This is a genomic window from Campylobacter sp. CFSAN093259, assembly GCF_012889985.1.
In the GTDB taxonomy this organism is placed as follows: Bacteria; Campylobacterota; Campylobacteria; order Campylobacterales; family Campylobacteraceae; genus Campylobacter_D; species Campylobacter_D jejuni.
In genome coordinates this window covers 255,658-277,643 of sequence record NZ_CP040617.1, presented here as the reverse complement: position 1 = coordinate 277,643, position 21,986 = coordinate 255,658, and the positions used below count along the sequence as shown (strand labels likewise).

General features: G+C 31.6%; 24 protein-coding genes. 18 read left to right on the top strand and 6 right to left on the bottom strand.

The window, feature by feature from the left end:
* Window positions 1–44: 44 nt before the first annotated feature.
* Genes modA through FBF20_RS01435 form a run of 4 tightly spaced genes read left to right on the top strand, consistent with a single transcriptional unit; the run spans window position 45 to window position 2,740 of the window.
* A complete protein-coding gene (gene modA / locus FBF20_RS01450; protein WP_002857589.1) occupies window positions 45–794 on the top strand; it encodes a molybdate ABC transporter substrate-binding protein in 750 nt (249 codons plus the stop codon).
* A complete protein-coding gene (locus tag FBF20_RS01445) occupies window positions 791–1,192 on the top strand; it encodes a molybdenum-pterin-binding protein (RefSeq protein ID WP_002857328.1) in 402 nt (133 codons plus the stop codon). Before modA ends, FBF20_RS01445 begins: the two co-directional genes overlap by 4 nt.
* Window positions 1,185–1,859 carry a molybdate ABC transporter permease subunit gene (modB, locus tag FBF20_RS01440; RefSeq protein ID WP_002857391.1) on the top strand — a complete coding sequence of 225 codons (675 nt, stop codon included), beginning with the start codon at window positions 1,185–1,187 and terminating at the stop codon, window positions 1,857–1,859. Before FBF20_RS01445 ends, modB begins: the two co-directional genes overlap by 8 nt.
* Window positions 1,856–2,740 (top strand): sulfate/molybdate ABC transporter ATP-binding protein, encoded by an 885-nt coding sequence (locus FBF20_RS01435; protein WP_002816233.1) that lies wholly within the window; start codon window positions 1,856–1,858, stop codon window positions 2,738–2,740. Before modB ends, FBF20_RS01435 begins: the two co-directional genes overlap by 4 nt.
* An 84-nt stretch (window positions 2,741–2,824) precedes the next feature.
* On the opposite strand, the gene FBF20_RS01430 is transcribed toward FBF20_RS01435, so the two are convergent.
* Window positions 2,825–3,598 (bottom strand): OXA-61 family class D beta-lactamase OXA-193, encoded by a 774-nt coding sequence (locus tag FBF20_RS01430; RefSeq protein ID WP_002783228.1) that lies wholly within the window; start codon window positions 3,596–3,598, stop codon window positions 2,825–2,827.
* Window positions 3,599–3,817: 219 nt separating this feature from the next.
* On the opposite strand from FBF20_RS01430, the gene panB reads away from it, so the two are divergent.
* Genes panB through panD form a run of 3 tightly spaced genes read left to right on the top strand, consistent with a single transcriptional unit; the run spans window position 3,818 to window position 5,878 of the window.
* The gene (gene panB / locus FBF20_RS01425; RefSeq protein WP_002783229.1) at window positions 3,818–4,642 is read left to right on the top strand and encodes a 3-methyl-2-oxobutanoate hydroxymethyltransferase; all 825 of its coding nucleotides are present in this window, start codon (window positions 3,818–3,820) and stop codon (window positions 4,640–4,642) included.
* 10 nt (window positions 4,643–4,652) lie between these two features.
* Window positions 4,653–5,501, top strand: coding sequence for a pantoate--beta-alanine ligase (gene panC / locus FBF20_RS01420; protein WP_002778123.1), 849 nt, complete (start codon window positions 4,653–4,655; stop codon window positions 5,499–5,501).
* Window positions 5,498–5,878, top strand: a complete 381-nt coding sequence (gene panD / locus FBF20_RS01415) for an aspartate 1-decarboxylase (RefSeq protein WP_002857482.1) — start codon at window positions 5,498–5,500, stop codon at window positions 5,876–5,878. Before panC ends, panD begins: the two co-directional genes overlap by 4 nt.
* 109 nt (window positions 5,879–5,987) lie before the next feature.
* Here the strand turns inward: panD and FBF20_RS01410 are convergent, their stop codons facing one another.
* From FBF20_RS01410 to surE, 3 genes are read right to left on the bottom strand one after another with little or no spacing between them, the layout of a single operon-like run.
* Window positions 5,988–6,446 (bottom strand): GNAT family N-acetyltransferase, encoded by a 459-nt coding sequence (locus FBF20_RS01410; protein ID WP_002858683.1) that lies wholly within the window; start codon window positions 6,444–6,446, stop codon window positions 5,988–5,990.
* On the bottom strand, window positions 6,430–7,089 hold the full coding sequence (locus tag FBF20_RS01405) for a tRNA cyclic N6-threonylcarbamoyladenosine(37) synthase TcdA (protein ID WP_002860322.1): 660 nt from the start codon (window positions 7,087–7,089) through the stop codon (window positions 6,430–6,432). The genes FBF20_RS01410 and FBF20_RS01405 overlap by 17 nt, the downstream gene beginning before the upstream one ends.
* Window positions 7,079–7,855 (bottom strand): 5'/3'-nucleotidase SurE, encoded by a 777-nt coding sequence (surE, locus tag FBF20_RS01400; RefSeq protein ID WP_002854555.1) that lies wholly within the window; start codon window positions 7,853–7,855, stop codon window positions 7,079–7,081. The genes FBF20_RS01405 and surE overlap by 11 nt, the downstream gene beginning before the upstream one ends.
* A 254-nt stretch (window positions 7,856–8,109) precedes the next feature.
* On the opposite strand from surE, the gene FBF20_RS08850 reads away from it, so the two are divergent.
* The 11 genes from FBF20_RS08850 to FBF20_RS01350 all read left to right on the top strand — a co-directional run bounded on the left by FBF20_RS08850 (window position 8,110) and on the right by FBF20_RS01350 (window position 18,141).
* A complete protein-coding gene (locus FBF20_RS08850; RefSeq protein WP_002857419.1) occupies window positions 8,110–8,331 on the top strand; it encodes a glycerol-3-phosphate transporter in 222 nt (73 codons plus the stop codon).
* Complete coding sequence (locus FBF20_RS01395; protein ID WP_002857303.1) at window positions 8,322–9,281, top strand: MFS transporter; 960 nt, start codon at window positions 8,322–8,324, stop codon at window positions 9,279–9,281. The genes FBF20_RS08850 and FBF20_RS01395 overlap by 10 nt, the downstream gene beginning before the upstream one ends.
* Window positions 9,282–9,544: 263 nt before the next feature.
* Entirely contained in the window at window positions 9,545–10,297 is a 753-nt protein-coding gene (peb3, locus tag FBF20_RS01390; protein ID WP_002857286.1) for an AcfC family glycoprotein adhesin PEB3, read from the top strand.
* A 96-nt stretch (window positions 10,298–10,393) separates the two neighbouring features.
* The gene (gene lpxB / locus FBF20_RS01385) at window positions 10,394–11,488 is read left to right on the top strand and encodes a lipid-A-disaccharide synthase (RefSeq protein ID WP_002858730.1); all 1,095 of its coding nucleotides are present in this window, start codon (window positions 10,394–10,396) and stop codon (window positions 11,486–11,488) included.
* An 11-nt stretch (window positions 11,489–11,499) separates the two neighbouring features.
* Window positions 11,500–11,985: a transcription elongation factor GreA gene (gene greA, locus FBF20_RS01380; protein WP_002858660.1), complete on the top strand. Its 486-nt coding sequence runs from the start codon at window positions 11,500–11,502 to the stop codon at window positions 11,983–11,985.
* A gap of 9 nt (window positions 11,986–11,994) precedes the next feature.
* Window positions 11,995–12,753, top strand: coding sequence for a UDP-2,3-diacylglucosamine diphosphatase (locus FBF20_RS01375; RefSeq protein WP_323468479.1), 759 nt, complete (start codon window positions 11,995–11,997; stop codon window positions 12,751–12,753).
* On the top strand, window positions 12,746–13,702 hold the full coding sequence (locus FBF20_RS01370; RefSeq protein WP_002851778.1) for a chemotaxis protein: 957 nt from the start codon (window positions 12,746–12,748) through the stop codon (window positions 13,700–13,702). The genes FBF20_RS01375 and FBF20_RS01370 overlap by 8 nt, the downstream gene beginning before the upstream one ends.
* 3 nt (window positions 13,703–13,705) lie before the next feature.
* Window positions 13,706–16,015: a chemotaxis protein CheW gene (locus FBF20_RS01365; RefSeq protein ID WP_002851649.1), complete on the top strand. Its 2,310-nt coding sequence runs from the start codon at window positions 13,706–13,708 to the stop codon at window positions 16,013–16,015.
* Between the two features lie 4 nt (window positions 16,016–16,019).
* The gene (locus tag FBF20_RS01360; RefSeq protein ID WP_002826355.1) at window positions 16,020–16,541 is read left to right on the top strand and encodes a chemotaxis protein CheW; all 522 of its coding nucleotides are present in this window, start codon (window positions 16,020–16,022) and stop codon (window positions 16,539–16,541) included.
* A complete protein-coding gene (gene serB / locus FBF20_RS01355; protein ID WP_002851598.1) occupies window positions 16,541–17,164 on the top strand; it encodes a phosphoserine phosphatase SerB in 624 nt (207 codons plus the stop codon). Before FBF20_RS01360 ends, serB begins: the two co-directional genes overlap by 1 nt.
* Window positions 17,164–18,141: a transaldolase gene (locus tag FBF20_RS01350; protein ID WP_002874134.1), complete on the top strand. Its 978-nt coding sequence runs from the start codon at window positions 17,164–17,166 to the stop codon at window positions 18,139–18,141. The genes serB and FBF20_RS01350 overlap by 1 nt, the downstream gene beginning before the upstream one ends.
* On the opposite strand, the gene FBF20_RS01345 is transcribed toward FBF20_RS01350, so the two are convergent.
* A complete protein-coding gene (locus tag FBF20_RS01345) occupies window positions 18,142–18,564 on the bottom strand; it encodes a hypothetical protein (RefSeq protein WP_002889707.1) in 423 nt (140 codons plus the stop codon).
* Entirely contained in the window at window positions 18,561–21,830 is a 3,270-nt protein-coding gene (gene carB, locus FBF20_RS01340; protein WP_002851917.1) for a carbamoyl-phosphate synthase large subunit, read from the bottom strand. The genes FBF20_RS01345 and carB overlap by 4 nt, the downstream gene beginning before the upstream one ends.
* Window positions 21,831–21,986 lie beyond the last annotated feature (156 nt).

Here is a 21,986-nt window from a genome sequence, read left to right as displayed (position 1 = left end):
TGTGTTATAATCCAAAAATTAAATTTTTACACAAGGAAAACTAAATGAAAAAGTTTGTAGTATTTTTTGGGATTTTGCTTTTTGTTTCGTGTTTAAATGCGCAAAATTTAAGTATTTTTGTAGCTTCTTCAGCTTCAAAGGCGATGAGTGAAGTTAAAGATGAGTTTTTGAAAACACATCCAGAAGATAAAATAGAATTGGTTTTTGGTGCTTCTGGAAAATATTATGAGCTTTTAAAACAAGGAAGAGAATTTGATCTCTTTTTTTCAGCGGATACTAAATATGCTAAGGCTATTTATGATGATAAAAATGCTTTAATAAAACCAAAAGTTTATGTTTTGGGAGTTTTGGCTTTGTATAGCTTGGATGAAAATTTACTCCAAGGAGGCGTTGAAAATTTAAAAGAAAAGGCAAACAAAATCACGCATCTAAGCATAGCCAATCCTAAAGTAGCTCCTTATGGAGTAGCAGCTAAAGAAGTGCTTGAAAATTTGGGTTTAAATGAGCTTCTTAAGGATAAAATCGTTTTAGGCGAAAATATCTCAGTGCCTGTTTTACATGTAGATAGCAAAAATTCAGATATAGCTATAGTGGCTTATTCTTTAGTTTCTTCTATCAATCATCCTAAGGGTAAGGCTGTTATAATTGATGCAAAGTATTTTAGCCCTTTAGAGCAAAGTTATGTCATCACAAAATACGCTAAGGATAAAAAATTAGCCTTTGAATTTAACGAATTTATTGGCTCTTCAAAAGCAAAAGAAATTTTTAAAAAATACGGATTTAGCACACCATGAACCTTATAAAAGGACAAATTTGTGAGCTTTTAAATCAAGAGGATATAGTTATTGTTAAAATACTTTCTAAAGAAGTGATTTTTAGTGTTTTAATGCTTGAATTAAAATCTTTAGAAAATTTAAAAATTGGTGTGAGTGTAGAACTTCTTTTTAAAGAGCATGAGCTTTGTTTTAGCGCAAGCAAAACTCTTTTAAGTGTTGAAAATTCTTTTTTAGCTAAAATTACAAAAATTAAAAAAGGCAAACTTTTATATCAGGTATTTTTTGATTTTAAAGGTAATGAACTTTCTAGTATTATCACCAAAGAAAAAGCTTTAGAACTTGAAATTTGTGAAAATCAAGAATGGCTTTGTTTTGTAAAAGCAAATGATATTGTATTAAGGAGTCATAGTGCTTGATCCAGCTTTTTTACAAACCCTTTATCTTACTTTTAAACTTGCTTTTATCACGACTTTTATCCTTTTTTTTATCGGTGTTTTTTTAGCTTATTTGTTAAGTTTTGTGCGTTTTCCTTTTAAAACAATCCTTCAAAGCTTTATTTCCTTGCCTTTGATTTTACCTCCTAGTGTTTTGGGATTTTATTTGCTTGTAACTTTTTCGGCTAATAGTTTTTTAGGGCAAGTTTTAAAAGAATATTTTAATCTTTCTTTGGTTTTTAGTTTTGAAGGTCTTGTTTTTGCTTCTTTGATTTTTTCTTTGCCTTTTATGGTAAATCCTTTGCAAAGTGCCTTTTCATCGATCAATCCAAATTTGCTCGATGCTTCTTATAGTTTAGGTAAAAGTAAAATTTATACTCTTTTTAGAGTGATTTTACCTAATTCTAAAGCAGGAATTTTTAGTGCTTGTGCGATGAGTTTTGCCCATACTGTGGGTGAATTTGGAGTCGTGATGATGATAGGAGGACATAAACAAGGTGAAACTTTAGTGGCTAGTATAGCTATTTATGATGAACTTGAAATCTTAAACTATAGCTTAGCCCATCAATATGCTTTTATATTGTTTATTTTTTCTTTTTTAGTACTTTTTAGTCTTTATTTTATCAATAAAAAAATGAGTTTTCAATGATAAGAATTGATATCAATCATCCTATGAATACCGCTAAAGGAAGACTGGATTTAAATTTTAAAAAAGATATAGAATCAGGAAAAATTACTGCACTTTTTGGCGAAAGTGGAGCAGGAAAAACCACTCTTTTAAAAATCATAGCGGGACTTATAAAGCCTAAATTGGGGCGTATAGAAGTAGATAATGAACTTTGGTTTGATTCTTCAAAAAATTTTAGTTTAGCTTTACAAAAAAGAAAAATTGGTTTTGTTTTTCAAGATTATGCGCTTTTTCCAAATATGAATATAAAAGAAAACATCGCCTATGCCGCTAGTTCTAAAGCAAAGGTTAGCGAGCTTTTAGCCTTAATGAAGCTTGAAAATTTAGCTAAAATTTATCCTAAACATTTAAGTGGGGGGCAGGCACAAAGAGTAGCTTTAGCAAGAGCTTTAGCAAGAGAACCAAAAATCTTGCTTTTAGATGAACCTTTGAGTGCTTTGGATTTTAAAATGCGTGCCAATTTACAAGATGAATTAACCAAGATTTTAGAGTATTTTAAAATAAGTACTTTATTGGTAAGTCATGATCTAGCTGAAATTTATAAGTTAAGTCATAGAATTTTAGAGCTTAAAAACGGAAAAATTATTAAAGATTTTCCTAAAAATGAATTTTTTACTCATTCAAATATCAGCGCAAAATTACGCTTAAGTGCAACTTTGCTAGAAATTAAAAAAAGTGATATTTTAGTGGTTTTAACCTTGCTTTTAAATCAAGATATTATTAAAATCACTCTTAGTGAAGAGGAATTTCTAAAAGCTTATCAAGATGTAAAAATCGGCGATACGCTTTTGCTATCCATAAAAGCCTTTAACCCTATCATCGTAGGAAAACTTGATAAATAAGAGCAAAAATTTAATTTTTTAATGAGTACTTTAAGTGTACGCAAATCATACAATTAAGTATTTTTGCATTTTACGAAATACTCACTAGCCATCATTTTTAACTTTTTTTACAAGTTCATCTAAATATTTTTCTAAAATTTTTTCTCTTTTATATAAATCTTCAAATTTATCAATATCTAAATTTAGCGCGAAAGCCTTATATTTATTTTCATCTTTTAAATACACAAAACCTACAATCCAAGCAATTTTTTGCTCATCATTAAAACCTGTTTTTCCAAAAAGCTCTAAATTTTCCATATTTTTTAAATAAATCATTTCCTTAACACTATTCATTGCTTCTTGAGAAAAAGGTAAGCTATTTTGTGAAAGTCTAAAAAGCAAAATTGCTTGTTCTTTAGCGCTTATTTTTAGTGAGTTGTCAAGCCAAAAAGTATCGATCTTGGAAATTTTAGCATTACCATAATGAAGCTTGTTTAAATATTCTTGCATAGTTTTGATACCAATTCTTCTTGCCACTTCTTTAAAAGCAAGAACATTAGAATATTTTATAGCTGAACTTAAATTCATATCTTGCGCCCAAGAAGATAAAAATACTTTTTCACCTCTATAGTGATAAAAAATTTCTTTTTTAGTTTTTATCACACCACTATCAAGTGCAATTAGAGCATTAAAAATTTTAAAAGTGGAAGCGGGAGAGAAAGTCTCCATAGCCCTTGAAAAGTCGTTACTCGCCCAAGTTTTTCCATCATAAAAAACAAAAGTGCCGCTTGTATTATACTCTTTAAACCAATTATTTAATATCTTATCTTGCCCAAACACTAAATTTAAGAAAAGTAAAAATAAAGTTATTTTTTTCATAAAATATCTTTCTATTTAAATAATTTTAAACAAAATACTTTTTAAAGCTTTATTTTCTTTAAATATCCTTTAACATGAACTGAAATTTTCTAAAATTGTAACCATTAAAGCAATCCATCGATTAAATATAACTTACTTTATCATTCATTTACTATTTATGAAAAATTATATGCTAGTTTTTTGCTTATTATTTTATAGCTAAAAATTGAGGTATGCAAAATGAGAAAAAGTATGATTAGTTTTTTGGAAAAAAAGGCCAAAAATGAAAAAATAACCATGGTAAGTGCGTATGATTATCATAGTGCAAGAATTTTAGACAATAGCGATATAGATATTATATTGGTTGGAGATTCATTAGCCATGACGGTACTTGGTATGCAAGATACTTTAAGTGTTACTATGGATGAAATGTTGATTTTTACCAAAGCTGTTTCTCGCGGAGCTAAAAAGTCTTTCGTACTTGCTGATATGCCTTTTATGTCTTATCAAAGTTCAGATCGTGACGCTATCTTAAATGCCTCAAGATTTATCAAAGAAAGCCACGCAAATGGGGTAAAAGTGGAAGGGGGTATAGAAATCGCAAGTAAGATTAAATTGATTTCCCAATCAGGAATACCCGTCGTTGCTCACCTAGGACTAACCCCACAAGCTGTAAATATGCTAGGTGGCTATAGGGTTCAAGGTAAAGATTTACAATCAGCCCAAAAAATTATAGATGATGCAAAAGCTGTGCAAGATGCGGGTGCTTGTATGTTGGTTTTAGAATGTGTGCCTGTAAAACTAGCACAAAAAATAAGCTCTATTTTAGAAATTCCAACAATCGGCATAGGTTCAGGCAAATACTGCGATGGACAAGTTTTAGTTTATCACGATCTTTTGGGTTTAAATAAAGATTTTAAAGCAAAATTTGTAAAGCATTTTGATAAAATTGATCCTCAAGTAGGAGTTGAAAAATATAGAGATGAAGTTAAAAGCGGTATTTTTCCTTCCCAAGAGCACAGCTTTGATTATTTAGATGATGAATTATTAGATAAATTATACTAAGGATACAAATATGCAAGTCATTACTTCTGTCAAAGAAGCAAAACAAATTGTAAAAGATTGGAAATCACATCAACTTAGTATAGGCTATGTTCCAACCATGGGTTTTTTACACGATGGACATTTAAGTTTAGTCAAACATGCCAAAACACAAGATAAGGTTATAGTAAGTATCTTTGTAAATCCTATGCAATTTGGGCCTAATGAAGATTTTTCTAGTTATCCAAGAGATTTAGAACGCGACATTAAAATGTGTCAAGATAATGGCGTTGATATGGTTTTTATCCCCGATGCAACTCAAATGTATCTTAAGAATTTTAGCACCTATGTAGATATGAATACGATCACTGATAAACTTTGCGGGGCTAAAAGACCGGGGCATTTTAGAGGCGTTTGCACGGTTTTAACTAAATTTTTTAATATCCTAAACCCTGATATAGTCTATATGGGGCAAAAAGACGCGCAGCAATGCGTAGTCGTTAGGCATATGGTTGATGATTTAAATTTTGATTTAAAAATTCAAATTTGTCCTATCATTAGAGAAGAAGATGGCTTAGCTAAAAGCTCTAGAAATGTATATCTTAGCAAAGAAGAAAGAAAAGCGTCACTAGCTATATCTCAAAGCATTTTTTTGGCTGAAAAATTAGTCCGAGAGGGAGAAAAAAATACTTCTAAGATCATCCAAGCTATGAAAGATATTTTAGAAAAAGAAAAACTAATCAAAATCGATTATATAGAATTAGTCGATTTTAACACCATGGAAAATATCGAAAATATCACTGATAATGTTTTAGGAGCGGTGGCTGCTTTTGTTGGAAAAACAAGACTCATTGATAATTTTTTAGTACAAGGATTAAAATGAATATCACTTTACTCAAATCAAAAATACATCGCGCAAGCGTAACAGAAGCTAGGCTTGATTATATAGGAAGTATAAGTATAGATGAAAAATTATTGCAAGCGAGTGGAATTTTAGAATACGAAAAAGTCCAAGTAGTCAATGTCAATAATGGCGCTAGATTTGAAACCTATACCATAGCCACGCAAGAAGAAGGAGTTGTATGCTTAAATGGTGCTGCGGCTCGTCTTGCAGAAGTGGGAGATAAGGTGATCATCATGTCTTATGCTGATTTTAATGAAGAAGAAGCAAAAACATTTAAACCAAAAGTTGTTTTTGTGGATGAAAATAACACTGCTACAAAAATAACAAATTATGAAAAACACGGAGCTATTTTCTAACATCTAGCTATTTTTGTAATTTTTTCTATCTTAGATAAATTCATTTATCTAAGATAGAAAAAAATGATTTTTATATCTTTTAATCCATTATTTTTGCTTATCTTAACTTCTAGTTTTTATAAATCACATCTTTTTTCATTAAAATTTTTTTTAAATTTTGTCCCTCTTTGATAACCTTGTTTTCCCTTATAAGTTCAAAACCATTTTTTAAGAAAAAATCTTTAGCACTTAAGGATGCGAAAGTGTAAATTTCATTATGCAAATAAGTTTTTAAAATAAAATCAAGTAAATTTTGTGCTAAACCTTGTCTAACAAAATCAGGATGAGTAAAAAGCAAATCAAGCAATTTCTGCTCTTGTTTAACACTTATAAAACTTGCGATTTTTCCTCTTTTTTCATAGACAAAGATCTCATCATATTTAAATTTTTCTTCCCATTGTTGTCTATCAATTTTAATCCAAGCACAAATTTGATCTTTTGTATAATCCTTAGCACAAAGTGTTTTTACGCTTTGCTCAAAAAGCGACAAACAAGCATTTAAATCTTTAATATCAGCTTTTCTTAGCAAGAACTTTTCTTAATGCCAAGCTGGCTAGGGCTAAACCAAAAGATGCAGTCACACCCATAAAAGATCCAAGATCTTTACAATGCGCTTCCTCATCTGAAAATACCACATCAAAATTTCCCTTAAAGCCTGATTTTCTAAGCTCATAACGAAATTTTTTCGCTAAAGCATCGCCGTGAGTTTTAAAAATACTTGTAGTTTTAATGCGTGTTGGATCAAGCTTTCTAGCTCCACCTGTTGAGGAGATAAAAATTTGTTTTTTAAAATCTATAAGATGAGCCAAAGCTACTTTTGCAGGAATATCATCAATGGCATCTATGATAAGATCAAACTCGCTTAAATCAAAATTTTTTAAAAAATTTTCATCGATTTTACTGACTATACCTTTAACCTTATAAATTCTTTCAAATACTTTAGCCTTTTCTTCGCCTATATTTTCGCTATGAATTTGGCGATTTTGATTAGTGATTTCAAATTTATCCGCATCGATTAAAGTAAGGTTTTTAAAACCACTACGATAAAGCGCATCAACGCAAATTCCACCCACTCCACCAAGTCCGCAAACCAAAACTTTTGTTTGTGAAATTTTTTGAAATTTTTCTTCTCCAACTAGCCATTTTATACGTGTAAATCTATCATTCATCATTTGCCTTTAACCATTTTTTAACTTTTTTCATTCTTTCATAAGCTGTAAGATCCAGCATTATAGGTGTTATTGTAGCGTAGCCTTTTTTAAGTAAGGCAATATCGCTATTTTTCTCATCTTCAAAGTCTAAATTCGCCGCTGCAAGCCAATAGTACTCTACTCCTCTCGGATTGACATTTGAATGGGCTTCAAAATTATAAACCCTTTTGCCTGCTTTACAAATTTTAATGCCTTTGATTTTTGATTTTGCAGGAAAATTGATATTTAAAAATTCTTTTTTTTCCAAAGGAAAACCTTTATCAAAAATATTTTGAATGATTTTTTTGGTAATTTGTAAAGCATTTTTATAGTCTAGTTCTTTTTCGCTTTTTTTATAAAATTGAGAAAGAGCGATAGCAGGAATTCCTTGTAAAACCGCCTCCATAGCTCCTGCGCAAGTTCCTGAGTAGGTAATATCCTCGCCTACATTAGCACCTTTATTAATCCCACTTATTACAAGATCAGGCAAACGCTTTTTGTATAAAGCATGCAAAGCAAGATAAACACAATCTGCTGGAGTGCCATCATCAAGTTTGTAAAATCTTTTTCCCACTTTAACAAAACGCAAAGGTTTGGTTAGGGTTATAGAGTGCGAACAAGCTGATTTTTCACTAGCAGGAGCTACTATGGTGATCTTGGCTTTAAATTCTTTTGTTAACATCTTAATGAGTTTTTTAAGTCCTTCGCTTTCATAACCATCGTCATTAGTGATAAGAATTTCTTTCATTGTCTTCCTTGCAAAAGATAAAAATCTGGATTTTAACATATTTTTTTAAAGCTTCATAGTATAAAATTTTAATTTTTAAATTATATAAATTTCGTATTATTTTTAATTATTTTTTTATTTTATATCGATTAACATTATTTAAACTATAAAAATATAAAGTTAGTAAGGATGGTTTAAATATGTTTGATTTTTTCAAACCTAAGGCAAAAGCTATTAAATTTCCTCTTTAGGAAATTTTACCTAGATATTACAAAATGAGAACTTGGAGTTTAAGTGGGGTTTTTATAGGATATATGGGATATTATCTTGTGCGAAATAATATCACTCTTTCAACTCCATTTATACAAAATCAACTTAATCTCAGTAAATCAGACATCGGAACAATCACAGGCTCAATGCTTATAGCTTACGGGATTAGCAAGGGTGCAATGAGCGTTATAAGCGACAAAGCTGATCCTAAAAAATCATGGCTTTAGGTCTTATTTTATGTGCTCTTGTAAATGTTTTACTTGGTTTTTCAAATTCTTTTTACGCTTATGTAGGTTTTGTTATCGCGCTTGGGGTTTTTCAAGGTATGGGGGTAGGTCCTTCTTTTATCACTCTTGCAAACTGGTATCCTAAAAAAGAGCGGGGAATTTACACGGCCGTTTGGAATATCTCACATAATATAGGAGGCGGGATAGTTGCTCCTATAGTTTCGCTTTCAGGTTTTGCTTTGGCAGCATTATTGGGTGTGAGTATGGCAAATTTTAACGAAACATATTGGCACATGAATCATTTTTATACTCCTGCTGCTTGTGCAGTTATCATTAGTCTTTATGCGCTTTATGCAGTTAAAGGAAATCCTAAAAATGAAGGTTTGGTTGATATTACTGAAATCAATGAAATGCGAGGGATTAAAACAGAAGAAATCAAAGCTATAGAAACTCCAAATTTAAGCAGTTTTGAAATTTTTTATCATTATGTACTTAAAAACAAAAATGCTTGGTATGTGGCTTGGATGGATACTTTTGTTTATATGGTGCGTTTTGGGCTTATTTCTTGGCTTCCTATTTACTTGCTAGAAACAAAAGGCTTTAATAAAGAACAAATAGGTATTGCCTTTTGGCTTTTTGAATGGGCTGCTATACCTTCTACTTTACTTGCAGGATATATTTCAGATAAAATTTTTAAAGGCTATAGAATGCCTCCTGCTATAGGCGCCATGGTGATTATTTTCTTTATGATTATTGGATATTTTACTTCAAATAATCTTTATATGGTTATTTTCTTTGCAGCTATGGCGGGGTGTTTAGTCTATATACCACAATTTTTAGCAAGTATGCAAACTATGGAAGTCGTTCCTGCTTTTGCAGTAGGATCTTGTGTAGGACTTCATGGCTTTATGAGTTATGTAGTCGGCGCTTCACTTGGAACAAAAGCATAGGTTGGGCTGTGGATTACTATGGTAGTTGGAATGCTGGTCTTATCATGCTCCTTAGTGCTTGTATTCTTTGTATACTTTGTTCTACTTTATGTCATTTTAGCGCTAAAAAGAAGCATCAATAACAATTTTAACTTTTGCTTGCAAAAATACCAAGCAAAAGTTAGATTTTAATAATATTTTTGTTACATTATAACTATTTATTAACATACAATTTCTAAAATCTTACCTTCAATCAATAAAAATTTATCATAAAAGGAAATACTATGAAAAAAATTATTACTTTATTTGGTGCATGTGCCTTAGCTTTTAGTATGGCAAATGCAGATGTAAACCTTTACGGACCAGGTGGCCCACACACGGCCTTAAAAGATATAGCAAACAAATATAGCGAAAAAACAGGCGTTAAAGTAAATGTAAATTTTGGCCCTCAAGCGACTTGGTTTGAAAAGGCTAAAAAAGATGCAGATATTTTATTTGGCGCTTCAGATCAATCGGCTTTAGCTATAGCGAGTGATTTTGGAAAAGATTTTAATGTGAGTAAAATCAAGCCTTTATATTTTAGAGAAGCCATCATACTTACTCAAAAAGGCAATCCTTTAAAAATCAAAGGTTTAAAAGATTTGGCTAATAAAAAAGTAAGAATCGTTGTGCCTGAAGGTGCTGGAAAGAGCAATACTTCTGGAACTGGAGTTTGGGAAGATATGATAGGTAGAACTCAAGATATAAAAACCATACAAAATTTTAGAAACAATATCGTGGCCTTTGTTCCAAATAGTGGAAGTGCAAGAAAGCTTTTCGCACAAGATCAAGCCGATGCTTGGATCACTTGGATTGACTGGTCAAAAAGCAATCCTGACATAGGAACTGCCGTAGCTATAGAAAAAGATTTGGTTGTTTATAGAACTTTTAATGTGATAGCTAAAGAAGGTGCGAGCAAAGAAACACAAGATTTTATTGCTTATTTAAGTTCTAAGGAAGCTAAAGAAATTTTTAAAAAATACGGCTGGAGAGAATAAACCTTCATACACGCTTTTTAGCGTGTATTCTTGCATAACTTCTTTTAATTAAGCCAAAATAAGATAAAATGTTTAAAATATTGATAAGGAAATTTTTTGAAAACCTTTTTAGTTTGTGCTTTAGAGCCTTCAGCAAATTTGCATTTAAAAGAAGTTTTAAAAGCTTATAAAAAAGATTTTGGTGAATTTGAACTTCATGGGATTTATGATGAGAGTTTATGCAAAGAATTTGATTTAAATTCTAAACCACTTTATAGCTCACATGAATTTAGTGCTATGGGTTTTATAGAAGTTTTACCTTTGATTTTCAAAGCAAAAAAAGCTATAAAAGAACTTGCAAATTTAAGCTTTACTCAAAAAATAAATGGGATTTTATGTATAGATTCACCCGCTTTTAACATACCTTTTGCTAAAGCTTTAAAAAAAGCAGGCAGTAAAATTCCACGCATTTATTATATCTTGCCTCAAGTTTGGGCGTGGAAAAAAGGTCGCATACCTATCATAGAAAGTCATTTTGATATTTTAGCTTCTATTTTGCCCTTTGATAATCAATTTTTTAACAAAAGCACCTATATAGGCCATCCGCTTTTAGATGAGATAAAAGAATTTAAAAATCAAGAAGACATTAATCATACATTTTCAAAAAAAGATGATGAAAAAACTATAGCCTTTTTACCAGGTTCAAGGCGTAGTGAAATTAGGCGTTTAATGCCTATTTTTAAAGAACTTTCTCAAAAATTTAAGGGTAAAAAAATTCTTTGCGTTCCCTCATTTAATCTTGAAAAATTAGAAGTTTATGGTGATATTAGCGAATTTAAGATAGAAAGTAACACTCCAAAAGTGCTTAAAAAAGCTGATTTTGCCTTTATTTGTAGTGGAACAGCTACTTTAGAAGCAGCTTTAGTGGGAACTCCTTTTGTTCTTGCTTATAAGGCAAAGGCTATCGATATTTTTATCGCAAAACTTTTTGTAAAATTAAAACATATAGGACTTGCAAATATTTTTTGTGATTTCGCTGGAAAAGAAGCTTTAAATCCTGAATTTTTACAAGATAAAGTCAATGTTTTAAATTTATATGAAGCTTACAATAAATATGATTATAAGGCATTTTTTGCTAAAGTTGATTTTTTAAAAGAATATTTACAATTTGGAAGTGCTAAAAATTTAGCAAAAATCCTAAACGAAATATAAAAGGATAAATCATGCAAAAAGAACCAATGAGTCAATTTGGCTATGATAAGTTAGCCGCAGAATTAAAAGATTTAAAAGACAATCAACGCCCTGCCGTTGTAATAGAAATCGATACAGCAAGAAGTCATGGGGATTTGAAAGAAAATGCTGAATACCATGCTGCAAGAGAAAAGCAAGCTTTGATAGAAAGTCGTATTGCAGAGCTTAGTGACTTGCTAGCAAGAGCTCAAGTGATCGATCCTTCAAGCTATGAGCACGATAGTGTGAAATTTGGTTCAAGTGTTGTGATCATGGATTTGGATACAGAAAAAGAAAGCAAATATACTCTAGTAGGAATTTGCGAAGGAAATTTAGATAAGGGTTATATTTCCATCGCATCTCCAATAGCAAAAGCTATGCTTGGAAAAAAAGAAGGAGATGATTTTAAAGTGCGTTTGCCAAAAGGTGAAAGTGAATTTGAAATCCTTTCTATAAATTATGAGCCTTTGAAATTTTAAGGATAAAAAATTTTACTACAAAATGGAGCGATTTTAATCGCAGATGCTCATGAAAATGAACAAAGAAAGGGATTTTGGGAATTTTTACAAGCCTTAAAAAAAGGTAAAATTTCCACCCCTCAACTCATACTTATAGGTGATATTTTCGATTTGCTTATAGGCGAAATCTCTGCTACACATGAATTTGCTAAACCTTACATAGAACTTTTAGAAGAATTGGCCTTAAAAATTGAAATTATCTACTTAGAAGGCAATCATGATTTTAATCTTTCTTGTTTTTTTAAAAGGGTAAAAATTTTTAACTTACAAGAGCAGCCCATAAAGCTTAATTTGCATACAAGTAAAGGTAATAATCTTGTTTTAAATAGTGCTTTTATAAAATTAGCTCACGGAGATATTTTTTTACCACCTCTTTTACAATTTACTCTGAAAACATTAAGAAATCATTATTTGCTTGTATTTTTGAATTTTTTAAATATTATTACTCGTAATTTTATTTCAAATAAAATTCTTCAAAATCAAAACAAAAAAAACCTTTTTTATCAAATAAAAGATTTTGAAAATTTAGCGAAAAAAAGATATGAAAAATATGAAAATTTAGGATTTTGGGTATGTGAAGGACACTATCATCAAAATCATCAAATCAACAAAGAAAACATTAAATATCTTAACTTAGCTAGTTTTGCATATGAGAGAAGTTTTTTTGTAGTAGAATATCAGCAAGAAATCAAATTTCGAGAACAGAAATTGAGGGGTCAAAATGTTTGATGAAAATATCGTGAAAACGGGTTCAAATGAAATGGAGCTTGTCGATTTCCGTATCTTTAAGCAAGGGCACGATAAAGTCTATGAAGGAATTTATGGTGTAAATGTTTCTAAGGTAAGGGAGATTATAAAAATCCCAAGCCTTACAGAACTTCCAGGTGTACCTGATTACATCGAAGGAATCTTTGATCTTCGTGGAGTGGTTATACCTGTAGTCAATCTTGCCAAATGGATGCAAATCACTGAGCCAGAAAGCACTATGCTAAAACCTAGAGTTATTATTACTGAATTTAGCAATATTCTTATTGGTTTTATAGTTCACGAAGCAAAAAGAATTCGTAGAATAAACTGGAAAGATATAGAACCAGCAACTTTTTCTACAGGATCAGGTGCTTTAGATAAAGGTAAAATTACAGGTGTAACACGCATTGAAAATGATGAAGTGTTGCTAATTTTAGATCTTGAAAGTGTTGTTGAAGATTTAGGAATTTACGCTCCAAAAACAGATATAGATTTTGGAAAAATAGAAAAATTTACTGGAACAGCACTTATACTTGATGACAGCATGACTGCTAGAAAACGCGTCAAAGAAATGATGCAACAGATGGGCTTTCAAGTTGTTGAAGCTAAGGACGGCGTAGAGGGCATAAACAAATTAGAAGAATTAAGCCAAATTTATGGTGAAAGTTTAAACGATACTTTAAAAATTATAGTAAGCGATGTCGAAATGCCACAAATGGATGGTTTCCACTTTGCTGCACGCATTAAAGAAGATCCAAGATTTAAAGATATTCCTATAGTCTTTAACTCATCTTTATCAAATGAATTTATGAATGAGAAAGGTGTTCAAGAAGCTGGTGGAGAAGGCTATCTTGTCAAATTTAACGCTAGCGATTTCTTCAATGAAATTGCAAAGGTTATTAAAAAACATCAATCTCAAGAACAGGGGTAAAATATGGAAGATATGCAAGAAATACTTGAAGACTTTTTGGTTGAAGCTTTTGAGCTTGTTGAGCAAATCGACCATGATTTAGTAGAGCTTGAATCAAATCCAGAAGATTTAGAATTATTAAATAGAATTTTCCGTGTTGCACATACGGTTAAAGGATCATCAAGCTTCTTAAATTTTGATGTTTTAACAAAGTTAACTCACCACATGGAGGATGTTTTAAACAAAGCAAGACATGGCGAGTTAAAAATAACTCCAGATATCATGGATGTGGTTTTAGAGTCTATTGATAGAATGAAAACTTTACTTAATTCCATTCGTGATAATGGCAACGATACTGCTATTGGTATGGATATAGAACCAATTTGCGCAAGATTAACAGCTATTTCAGAGGGAGAGTCTCCTGTTGTGGCAACAGATTCAAATGAAAAATCTATTCCACAAGCAGAACTAGAAGCACCAAAACAAGAAATAGCTACTCCAGAACCTGAAGTAGATGTTAATCAATTAAGTGATTCTGAAGTTGAAGCTGAAATAGAAAGACTTTTAAAAGTTAGAAAAGCTGAAGATCAAGCTCGTCGCGCACAAAAGAAACAAACAACAAATGCGGCACCTAAACCGACTAACAATACAGCAAATAAACCTACGGAAAGTGGAGAGAAAAAAGTTCCTGCTTCAGGTAGTAATGCTAGCAGTATGGATCAAACCATACGCGTGGAGGTAAAAAGATTAGATCACTTAATGAATCTAATTGGAGAGCTTGTTTTAGGCAAAAACCGTTTGCTTAAAATTTACGATGATGTTGAAGAGCGTTATGAAGGAGAAAAATTCCTTGAAGAACTTAATCAGGTTGTAAGTCAATTAAGTATTATTACAACTGATGTTCAGCTTGCTGTGATGAAAACAAGAATGCAACCTATAGCAAAAGTTTTCAATAAATTCCCAAGAGTTGTTCGTGATTTAAGTCGTGAATTAGGAAAGCAAATAGAACTTGAAATTACAGGTGAAGAAACTGAACTTGATAAATCTATCGTAGAGGAAATTGGCGATCCTATCATGCATATGATTAGAAATTCATGTGATCATGGTGTTGAGGATCCAGCAACTCGTGCAGCAAATGGAAAACCTGAAAAAGGTATAGTACAACTTAAAGCTTATAATGAAGGCAATCACATCGTTGTAGAAATTACAGATGACGGTAAAGGACTTGATCCAAATGGCTTAAAAGCAAAAGCTATAGAGAAAAATTTGATTACCGAAAGAGAAGCAGATCAAATGACAGACAAAGAAGCTTTTGCTTTGATTTTCAAGCCTGGTTTTTCAACTGCAGCTAAAGTAACAAATGTTTCAGGTCGTGGTGTAGGAATGGATGTTGTTAAAACCAACATCGAAAAACTTAATGGGGTAATTGAAATTGATAGTGAGTTAGGCAAAGGAAGTTCATTTAAACTTAAAATTCCTCTTACCTTGGCAATCATTCAATCTTTACTTGTAGGAACTCAAGAGGAATTCTATGCAATTCCACTTGCAAGCGTTCTTGAAACAGTTAGAGTGCCAATTGATGATATCTATACTATCGAAGGTAAAAATGTATTACGCTTAAGAGATGAAGTGCTTTCTCTTGTGAGACTTTCAGATGTATTTGGAGTTAAACAAGTCCTTGAAAGCGGTGATCAAACTTATGTCGTTGTTATAGGGGTAGCAGAAAGCAAGCTTGGTATTATAGTAGATACTCTTGTAGGACAAGAAGAAATAGTTATTAAATCTATGGGTGATTATTTACAAAATATCCAAGGTATAGCAGGAGCTACAATCCGTGGTGATGGTAGAGTGACATTAATCATTGATGTAGGTGCTATGATGGATATGGCCAAAGAAATTAAAGTTGATATTAAAGCGCAATTAGAATCAAGTGCCAAAAAACCTAAAGAACAACCAAGTGACTATAAAGTCTTAATTGTAGATGATTCTAAAATGGATAGAACTTTAATGCAAAAAGCTTTAGAACCGCTAGGAGTTAGTTTAATCGAAGCAACAAATGGTGTTGAAGCATTGAATATTATAAAATCTGGCGAACATGATATTGATGCAATGCTTATAGATATCGAAATGCCAAGAATGGATGGATACACCTTAGCTGGTGAAATTAGAAAGTATTCTAAATATCGCAACTTACCATTGATAGCAGTTACTTCAAGAACAAGTAAAACTGACCGTTTAAGAGGTGTTGAAGTGGGTATGACTGAATATATCACTAAACCTTATTCTCCAGAATACTTGGAAAATGTGGTTAGAAAAAATTTGAAACTAGGATAAGAATATGAGTAATGAAAAATTAGAGCAAATTTTGCAAAAACAGCAAACTCAGATGGCTGGTCCTGATGTCGATCAAAGAGAAGATGATATCATCCAACTTGTTGGCTTTGTAGTTGGAGATGAGGAATATGCGATTCCAATTCTTAATATACAAGAAATCATCAAACCTATAGAATATACTAGAGTTCCTAGTGTACCTGATTATGTTCTAGGGGTTTTTAATATGCGTGGTAATGTTATGCCGCTCATTGATCTAGCTCAACGCTTTCATTTAGGAAGTTCTAAAATGACACCTCAAACAAGATATATTGTTTTAAGAGGTGAGACAAATGGAACTGGAGTTGGAGGAAATGCTGGTTTTGTTATAGATAGATTAACTGAAGCAATTAAAATTCACAGAAACAGAATCGATCCACCACCTGAAACTTTAGTTAAAGACAAAGGTATGATTTATGGTATAGGAAAAAGAGATGAAAATATCTTAACTATACTCAAAGTAGAAGCTTTGCTTAAGCGCGAATTTTAATGATTAAACTTTGTGTTTTTGACTTTGATGCTACTTTAATGGATGGTGAAACCATCGATATTTTAGCTACAGCGCATGGCAAGGGTAATCAAACAAGCGAAATTACCCGCCATGCTATGACTGGAGAACTTGATTTTTTCGAAAGTCTTCAAAAACGAGTAAGCTTTTTAAAAGGTATGTCTTATAAAAAAGTTTTAGAATTAAGTAGCACACTTCCACTAATGCGTGGAGCACATGAACTTATCCAATATTTAAAATCTAAAAATATACAAATTGTTATTTTTAGCGGTGGTTTTCATGAAGGCATAAATCCTGCTATGCAAAAACTTGGAATTAACCTCGGTTTTGCAAATTATCTGCATCATAAAAATGACATTTTAACAGGGCTAGTTGGTGGGGAAATGATGTTTTCAAATTCAAAAGGCTTAATGCTACAACGATTAAAAAGCTTTTTAAATTTGAAAACAGATGAAGTGATGTGTGTTGGCGATGGGGCAAATGATTTGGCAATGTTTAACGAAAGTGGATTAAAGATTGCATTTTGTGCTAAAGAAATTTTACGTTCTCAAGCTGATATTTGCATAGATATAAAAGACTTAAAAGAAATAATAAAGGTAATATAATGAAAAATTTTTCTCTTTGGTGTGATTTTATAGAAAATAGTTTTTTAGATAATGAATTTTTAAATTTATTATCACATGGAATTAATGGCGCTACTTCAAATCCTGCTATTTTTAAAAATGCTATTTTAAATTCTCCAATTTATAAAGATAAAATTCTTAAATTAAAAGGAAAAAAAACAAAAGATATTTATGAAGAATTAGCAATTTCTGATATTCAAAAAGCAGCTGATAAATTAGCTCCTCTTTTTTATCAAAAAAACGATGGATTTATAAGTATTGAAATAGATCCAAGACTTCATGATAACACGACTCTTAGTTTAGGCGAAGCTAAAAGACTTTATAGTGCTATTAGCAAAGAAAATGTAATGATTAAAATTCCAGCTACAAAAGCTTCTTATGAAGTAATGTATGAACTTATGAAAAATGGTATTAGCGTCAATGCTACCTTAATTTTTTCTCTTGAACAAAGTCAAAAATGTTTTGAAGCTTTAAATGCAGGTTTAGTCGAATTTAGAAAAAACAATATAGCCTTAAAAGAACAAAATACTAGAACACCACAAGCTGTTGTAAGTATTTTTGTAAGTCGTTTTGATAGACTTTTAAATCCTAAAGCCAAAGAGCAAAATCGTATTGGAATTTTAAATGCAAATTTAGCTTATAACAATATCTACTCAAAAAATGAACCTAATATTCGCGCCTTGTTTGCAAGTACTGGAGTTAAAGGAGATGATCTGCCAAAAGACTATTATATCAAAGAACTTCTTTTTGAGAATTCTGTTAATACTGCTCCTCTTGATGCAATAGAGGCATTTAAAGGAAAAATGGATTTTAAAAAACCTTTAATGAATTTTGAAATTTATACAGAACTTAATCAAATCATTTCTCAAAGCGAACGAGAAAAAGCTTGCAATGATTTATTAAGCGATGGCATAGAGCAATTTTGTATTGCTTTTGAAGATATTTTAAAAGCTCTTTAATTAACGTATTTTTATCATTTTATTCTTTGAAAGTTTTAATATTTTTGATGGGATATTTTCGAAAAATTTCTCATCAAGTATTATATCAGCAACACTTCTAGCCCATTTTTCATCAAATTCTTTTCCATGCTTGTTTGCCGAAGATGAATAAAAATAGCCATTTTTACTTAAAAAATTCGCATGTTTACACTCTTTCACAATACGAATAGCCTGATTATTTGGATAAATAAAAGTTGTTTTTTTAGAACGACGTACTAAATTTTTAAAAGATTTTGGAATTCTTGCTAAACTTTTTAACTCGCAAAATTTCGCAGAAGTGATTAAGCAAGGCTGATTTTTATCTCTACCTTTTAAAGCATTAATCTCTTCTAAATTTTTACTTAAAAATCCTACCGTAGTATCTGTTTGAGCTAAATAAATCAAGATTTAAGCCACTCTTGCAAACTCTTTACATCTAGGCAAGATTTACTCTGTATAGCTTTAATCGATTTTGCACCTGCTAAAGCTGATCGTAAATTTGTAAAATAAGGTATTTTAAAACGAATAATATTTTCACGAATTTTTTTCGTATCGCCTTTAAAACTGTGACTATCGCTTGTATTGATAACTAAGTGAATTTCTCCATTTTTCAATTTATCTTCAACATTGGGGCGTCCTTCTGAAATTTTATGTACAAGTTCGCACTCAAAACCACTTTCTAAAATTTCCTTGCAAGTTCCCCCTGTTGCCATAAGCTTAAAGCCAAGCTTTACATATTCTGCAGCGATTTTTTTGGTATATTTTTTATCCTTATCTTTTAAGGAGATAAATACCACGCCTTGCTCTGGAAGATGATTAAACGATGCAATTTGACTTTTCGCATAAGAATTTGCAAAATCCTTGCTTATACCCATAACTTCACCCGTTGAACGCATTTCAGGACCTAATTCTAAATCACTTCCACTAAGTTTTGCAAATGGAAATACTGCTTCTTTCACGCTCATATATTTTGGAGTTTTAGGGCGTAAAATTTTAGTATCAAAATTAACCACTTTAAAAGTATCATAAAATTTTAAAGCTTCTTTTAAATTTCCTTGCCACATCACACGCGTTGCCACTTTTGCTAAAGGAATACCCGTAGCTTTACTAACAAAAGGTATGGTACGACTAGCTCTAGGATTTACCTCTATCATATAAAGCTCATTATTATGTAAAGCAAATTGTATATTTAAAAGTCCTACAACTCCCAAATTTAAAGCAATATCTGCGGTTTTTTGTGCAATAAATTCTTGCATTTTTTCATCGATATTGCAAGGCGGCAAAGAACAAGCACTGTCACCCGAATGAATTCCTGCTTCTTCTATGTGCTCCATAATTCCTGCAACATAAACATCTTTGCCATCACAAATCGCATCAACATCAATTTCTGTAGCATTGTCTAAAAACTGATCGATCAAAACAGGGCTTTTATCGCTTACATCCACAGCTTCTTGCATATAGAGTCTAAGTTCAGCCTCATCATTTACCACGCGCATCGCACGCCCACCTAAAACATAACTTGGTCTTACAAGCACAGGATACCCTATATCACTAGCCTTAAGAACCGCTTCTTCTACGCTTGTTGCAGTAGAATTTTTTGGCTGATTGATACCTAGCTTTGTAATAAATTCGGCAAATTTCTTTCTATCTTCTGCCATATCAATTACTCTTGCGCTAGTACCTATAATCTTAGCTCCAAAAGCACTTAAACGCTTAGCAAATTTCAAAGGAGTTTGTCCACCAAAATGCACAATCACTCCATCAGGTTTTTCACGCTCAATCACCGCTCTTAAATGTTCGAAATCAATAGGCTCGAAATACAAAATATCACTTGTATCATAGTCAGTCGAAACGGTTTCAGGATTACAATTATACATAATAGTTTTAATACCCATATCTTTAAGCGCAAAAGAAGCATGTACGCAAGCATAGTCAAATTCTATACCTTGTCCTATACGGTTTGGCCCCCCACCTATAATCATCACTTTTTTTTCTTTTTTATCCTTAGCATCGTTTTTACTTTGAGTGAGTTCGCTTACATTGATACTTGAATAAAGATAAGGAGTTAAGGCTTCAAATTCACCCGCACAAGTATCCACTTCACTAAATTCTGCGATGATTTTTTGCTTCATTCTTACATAATAAATATCATTTTGGCTTAATTCTAAATTATCTTTCAAATTTACAAGCAAGGCTATCATTTTATCTGAAAAGCCCATAGTTTTTGCTTTTCTCAAAAGAGCCTTATTGTTTAAAATATCCATATCAATTTGTTCTTCAAAATCTACAATTTCTTTAATCTGTGTTAAAAACCAAGGATCTATTTTACAAAGCTCATAAAGTTCTTCTACGCTAAAACCTTCCCTAAAAGCTTGAGCAACATAAAGTAAACGCTTTTCATTGGCATTGCGAATTTTAAAAACAAGATCATTTCTATCTTCAAATTTTACCCTATCAAAACCACTTAAAGAACGCTCAAGCGAACAAAGTGCTTTTTGTATACTTTCTTTAAAAGTGCGTCCTATAGCCATTACCTCACCCACACTTTTCATAGCTGTACCTAAAGTTGTATTTGCTCCTGGAAATTTTTCAAAGGTAAAGCGAGGAATTTTTGTTACAATATAATCAATCACAGGCTCGAAAGATGCAGGAGTTCCTGTAATATCATTTTTAATCTCATCTAAGCTAAAACCTACTGCCAAAAGTGTCGCAACCTTTGCTATAGGATAACCCGTTGCCTTAGAAGCTAAAGCACTTGATCTTGAAACTCTTGGATTCATTTCTATAACTATCATTCTTCCATTTTTTGGGTTGATAGCAAATTGCACATTACTTCCGCCTGTATCTACACCAATTTCACGCAAAATAGCAAAAGAAGCATTACGCATAACTTGATATTCTTTATCTGTCAAAGTTAATGCTGGAGCTATTGTAATACTATCTCCTGTATGAACTCCCATAGGATCGATATTTTCTATGCTACAAACTATGATACAATTATCCGCTCTATCGCGTATAACTTCCATTTCATATTCTTTCCAACCTAACAAACTTTCTTCAATCAAAATTTCATGAATAGGTGATAAAGCTAAAGCAGTATTGGTAAGTTCTTTAAATTCGTCCATATTGTAAACCACACCACTTCCAGCACCCCCTAAAGTATAAGAAGCACGGATCATCAAAGGAAAGCCGATTTCATCTACGGCTTTTAAAGCTTCGTCATAATTATACGCATACATCGATTTTGGCAAATCCATGCCAATTTTTTTCATACATTCTTTAAAAACCTGACGATCTTCGCCTTTTTTAATCGCCTCAGGATTTGCGCCTAAAAATTTCACATCTCCTAAAAGTCCGCTTTCATAAACTTCCATAGCAACATTTAACGCTACTTGTCCACCCATAGTTGGCAAAATTGCATCAATTTTTTCTTTTTTAATAATACTTAAAATACTTTCTTTTGTTATGGGTTCTATATAAGTCGCATCTGCAAATTCGGGATCTGTCATGATGGTTGCAGGATTTGAGTTGATTAATACTACACGATATCCTAATTCTTTTAAAGTCTTTGCGGCTTGAGTTCCAGAATAATCAAATTCACAAGCTTGTCCTATCACAATAGGACCACTTCCTATAAGTAAAATGCTTTTAATATCTGTTCGTTTTGGCATAAATTTTCCTAAGAGCATAAATTTGGGCTGATTATAACAAAAATTAGTTTTATAAACTTTGAAATTATCGATATAATTTTAAAAAATAAACACTCTGCTTTTAATCTAGGAAATAATACATAAAGAAATTTAAGATTTTTTATAAAATTCTCATTC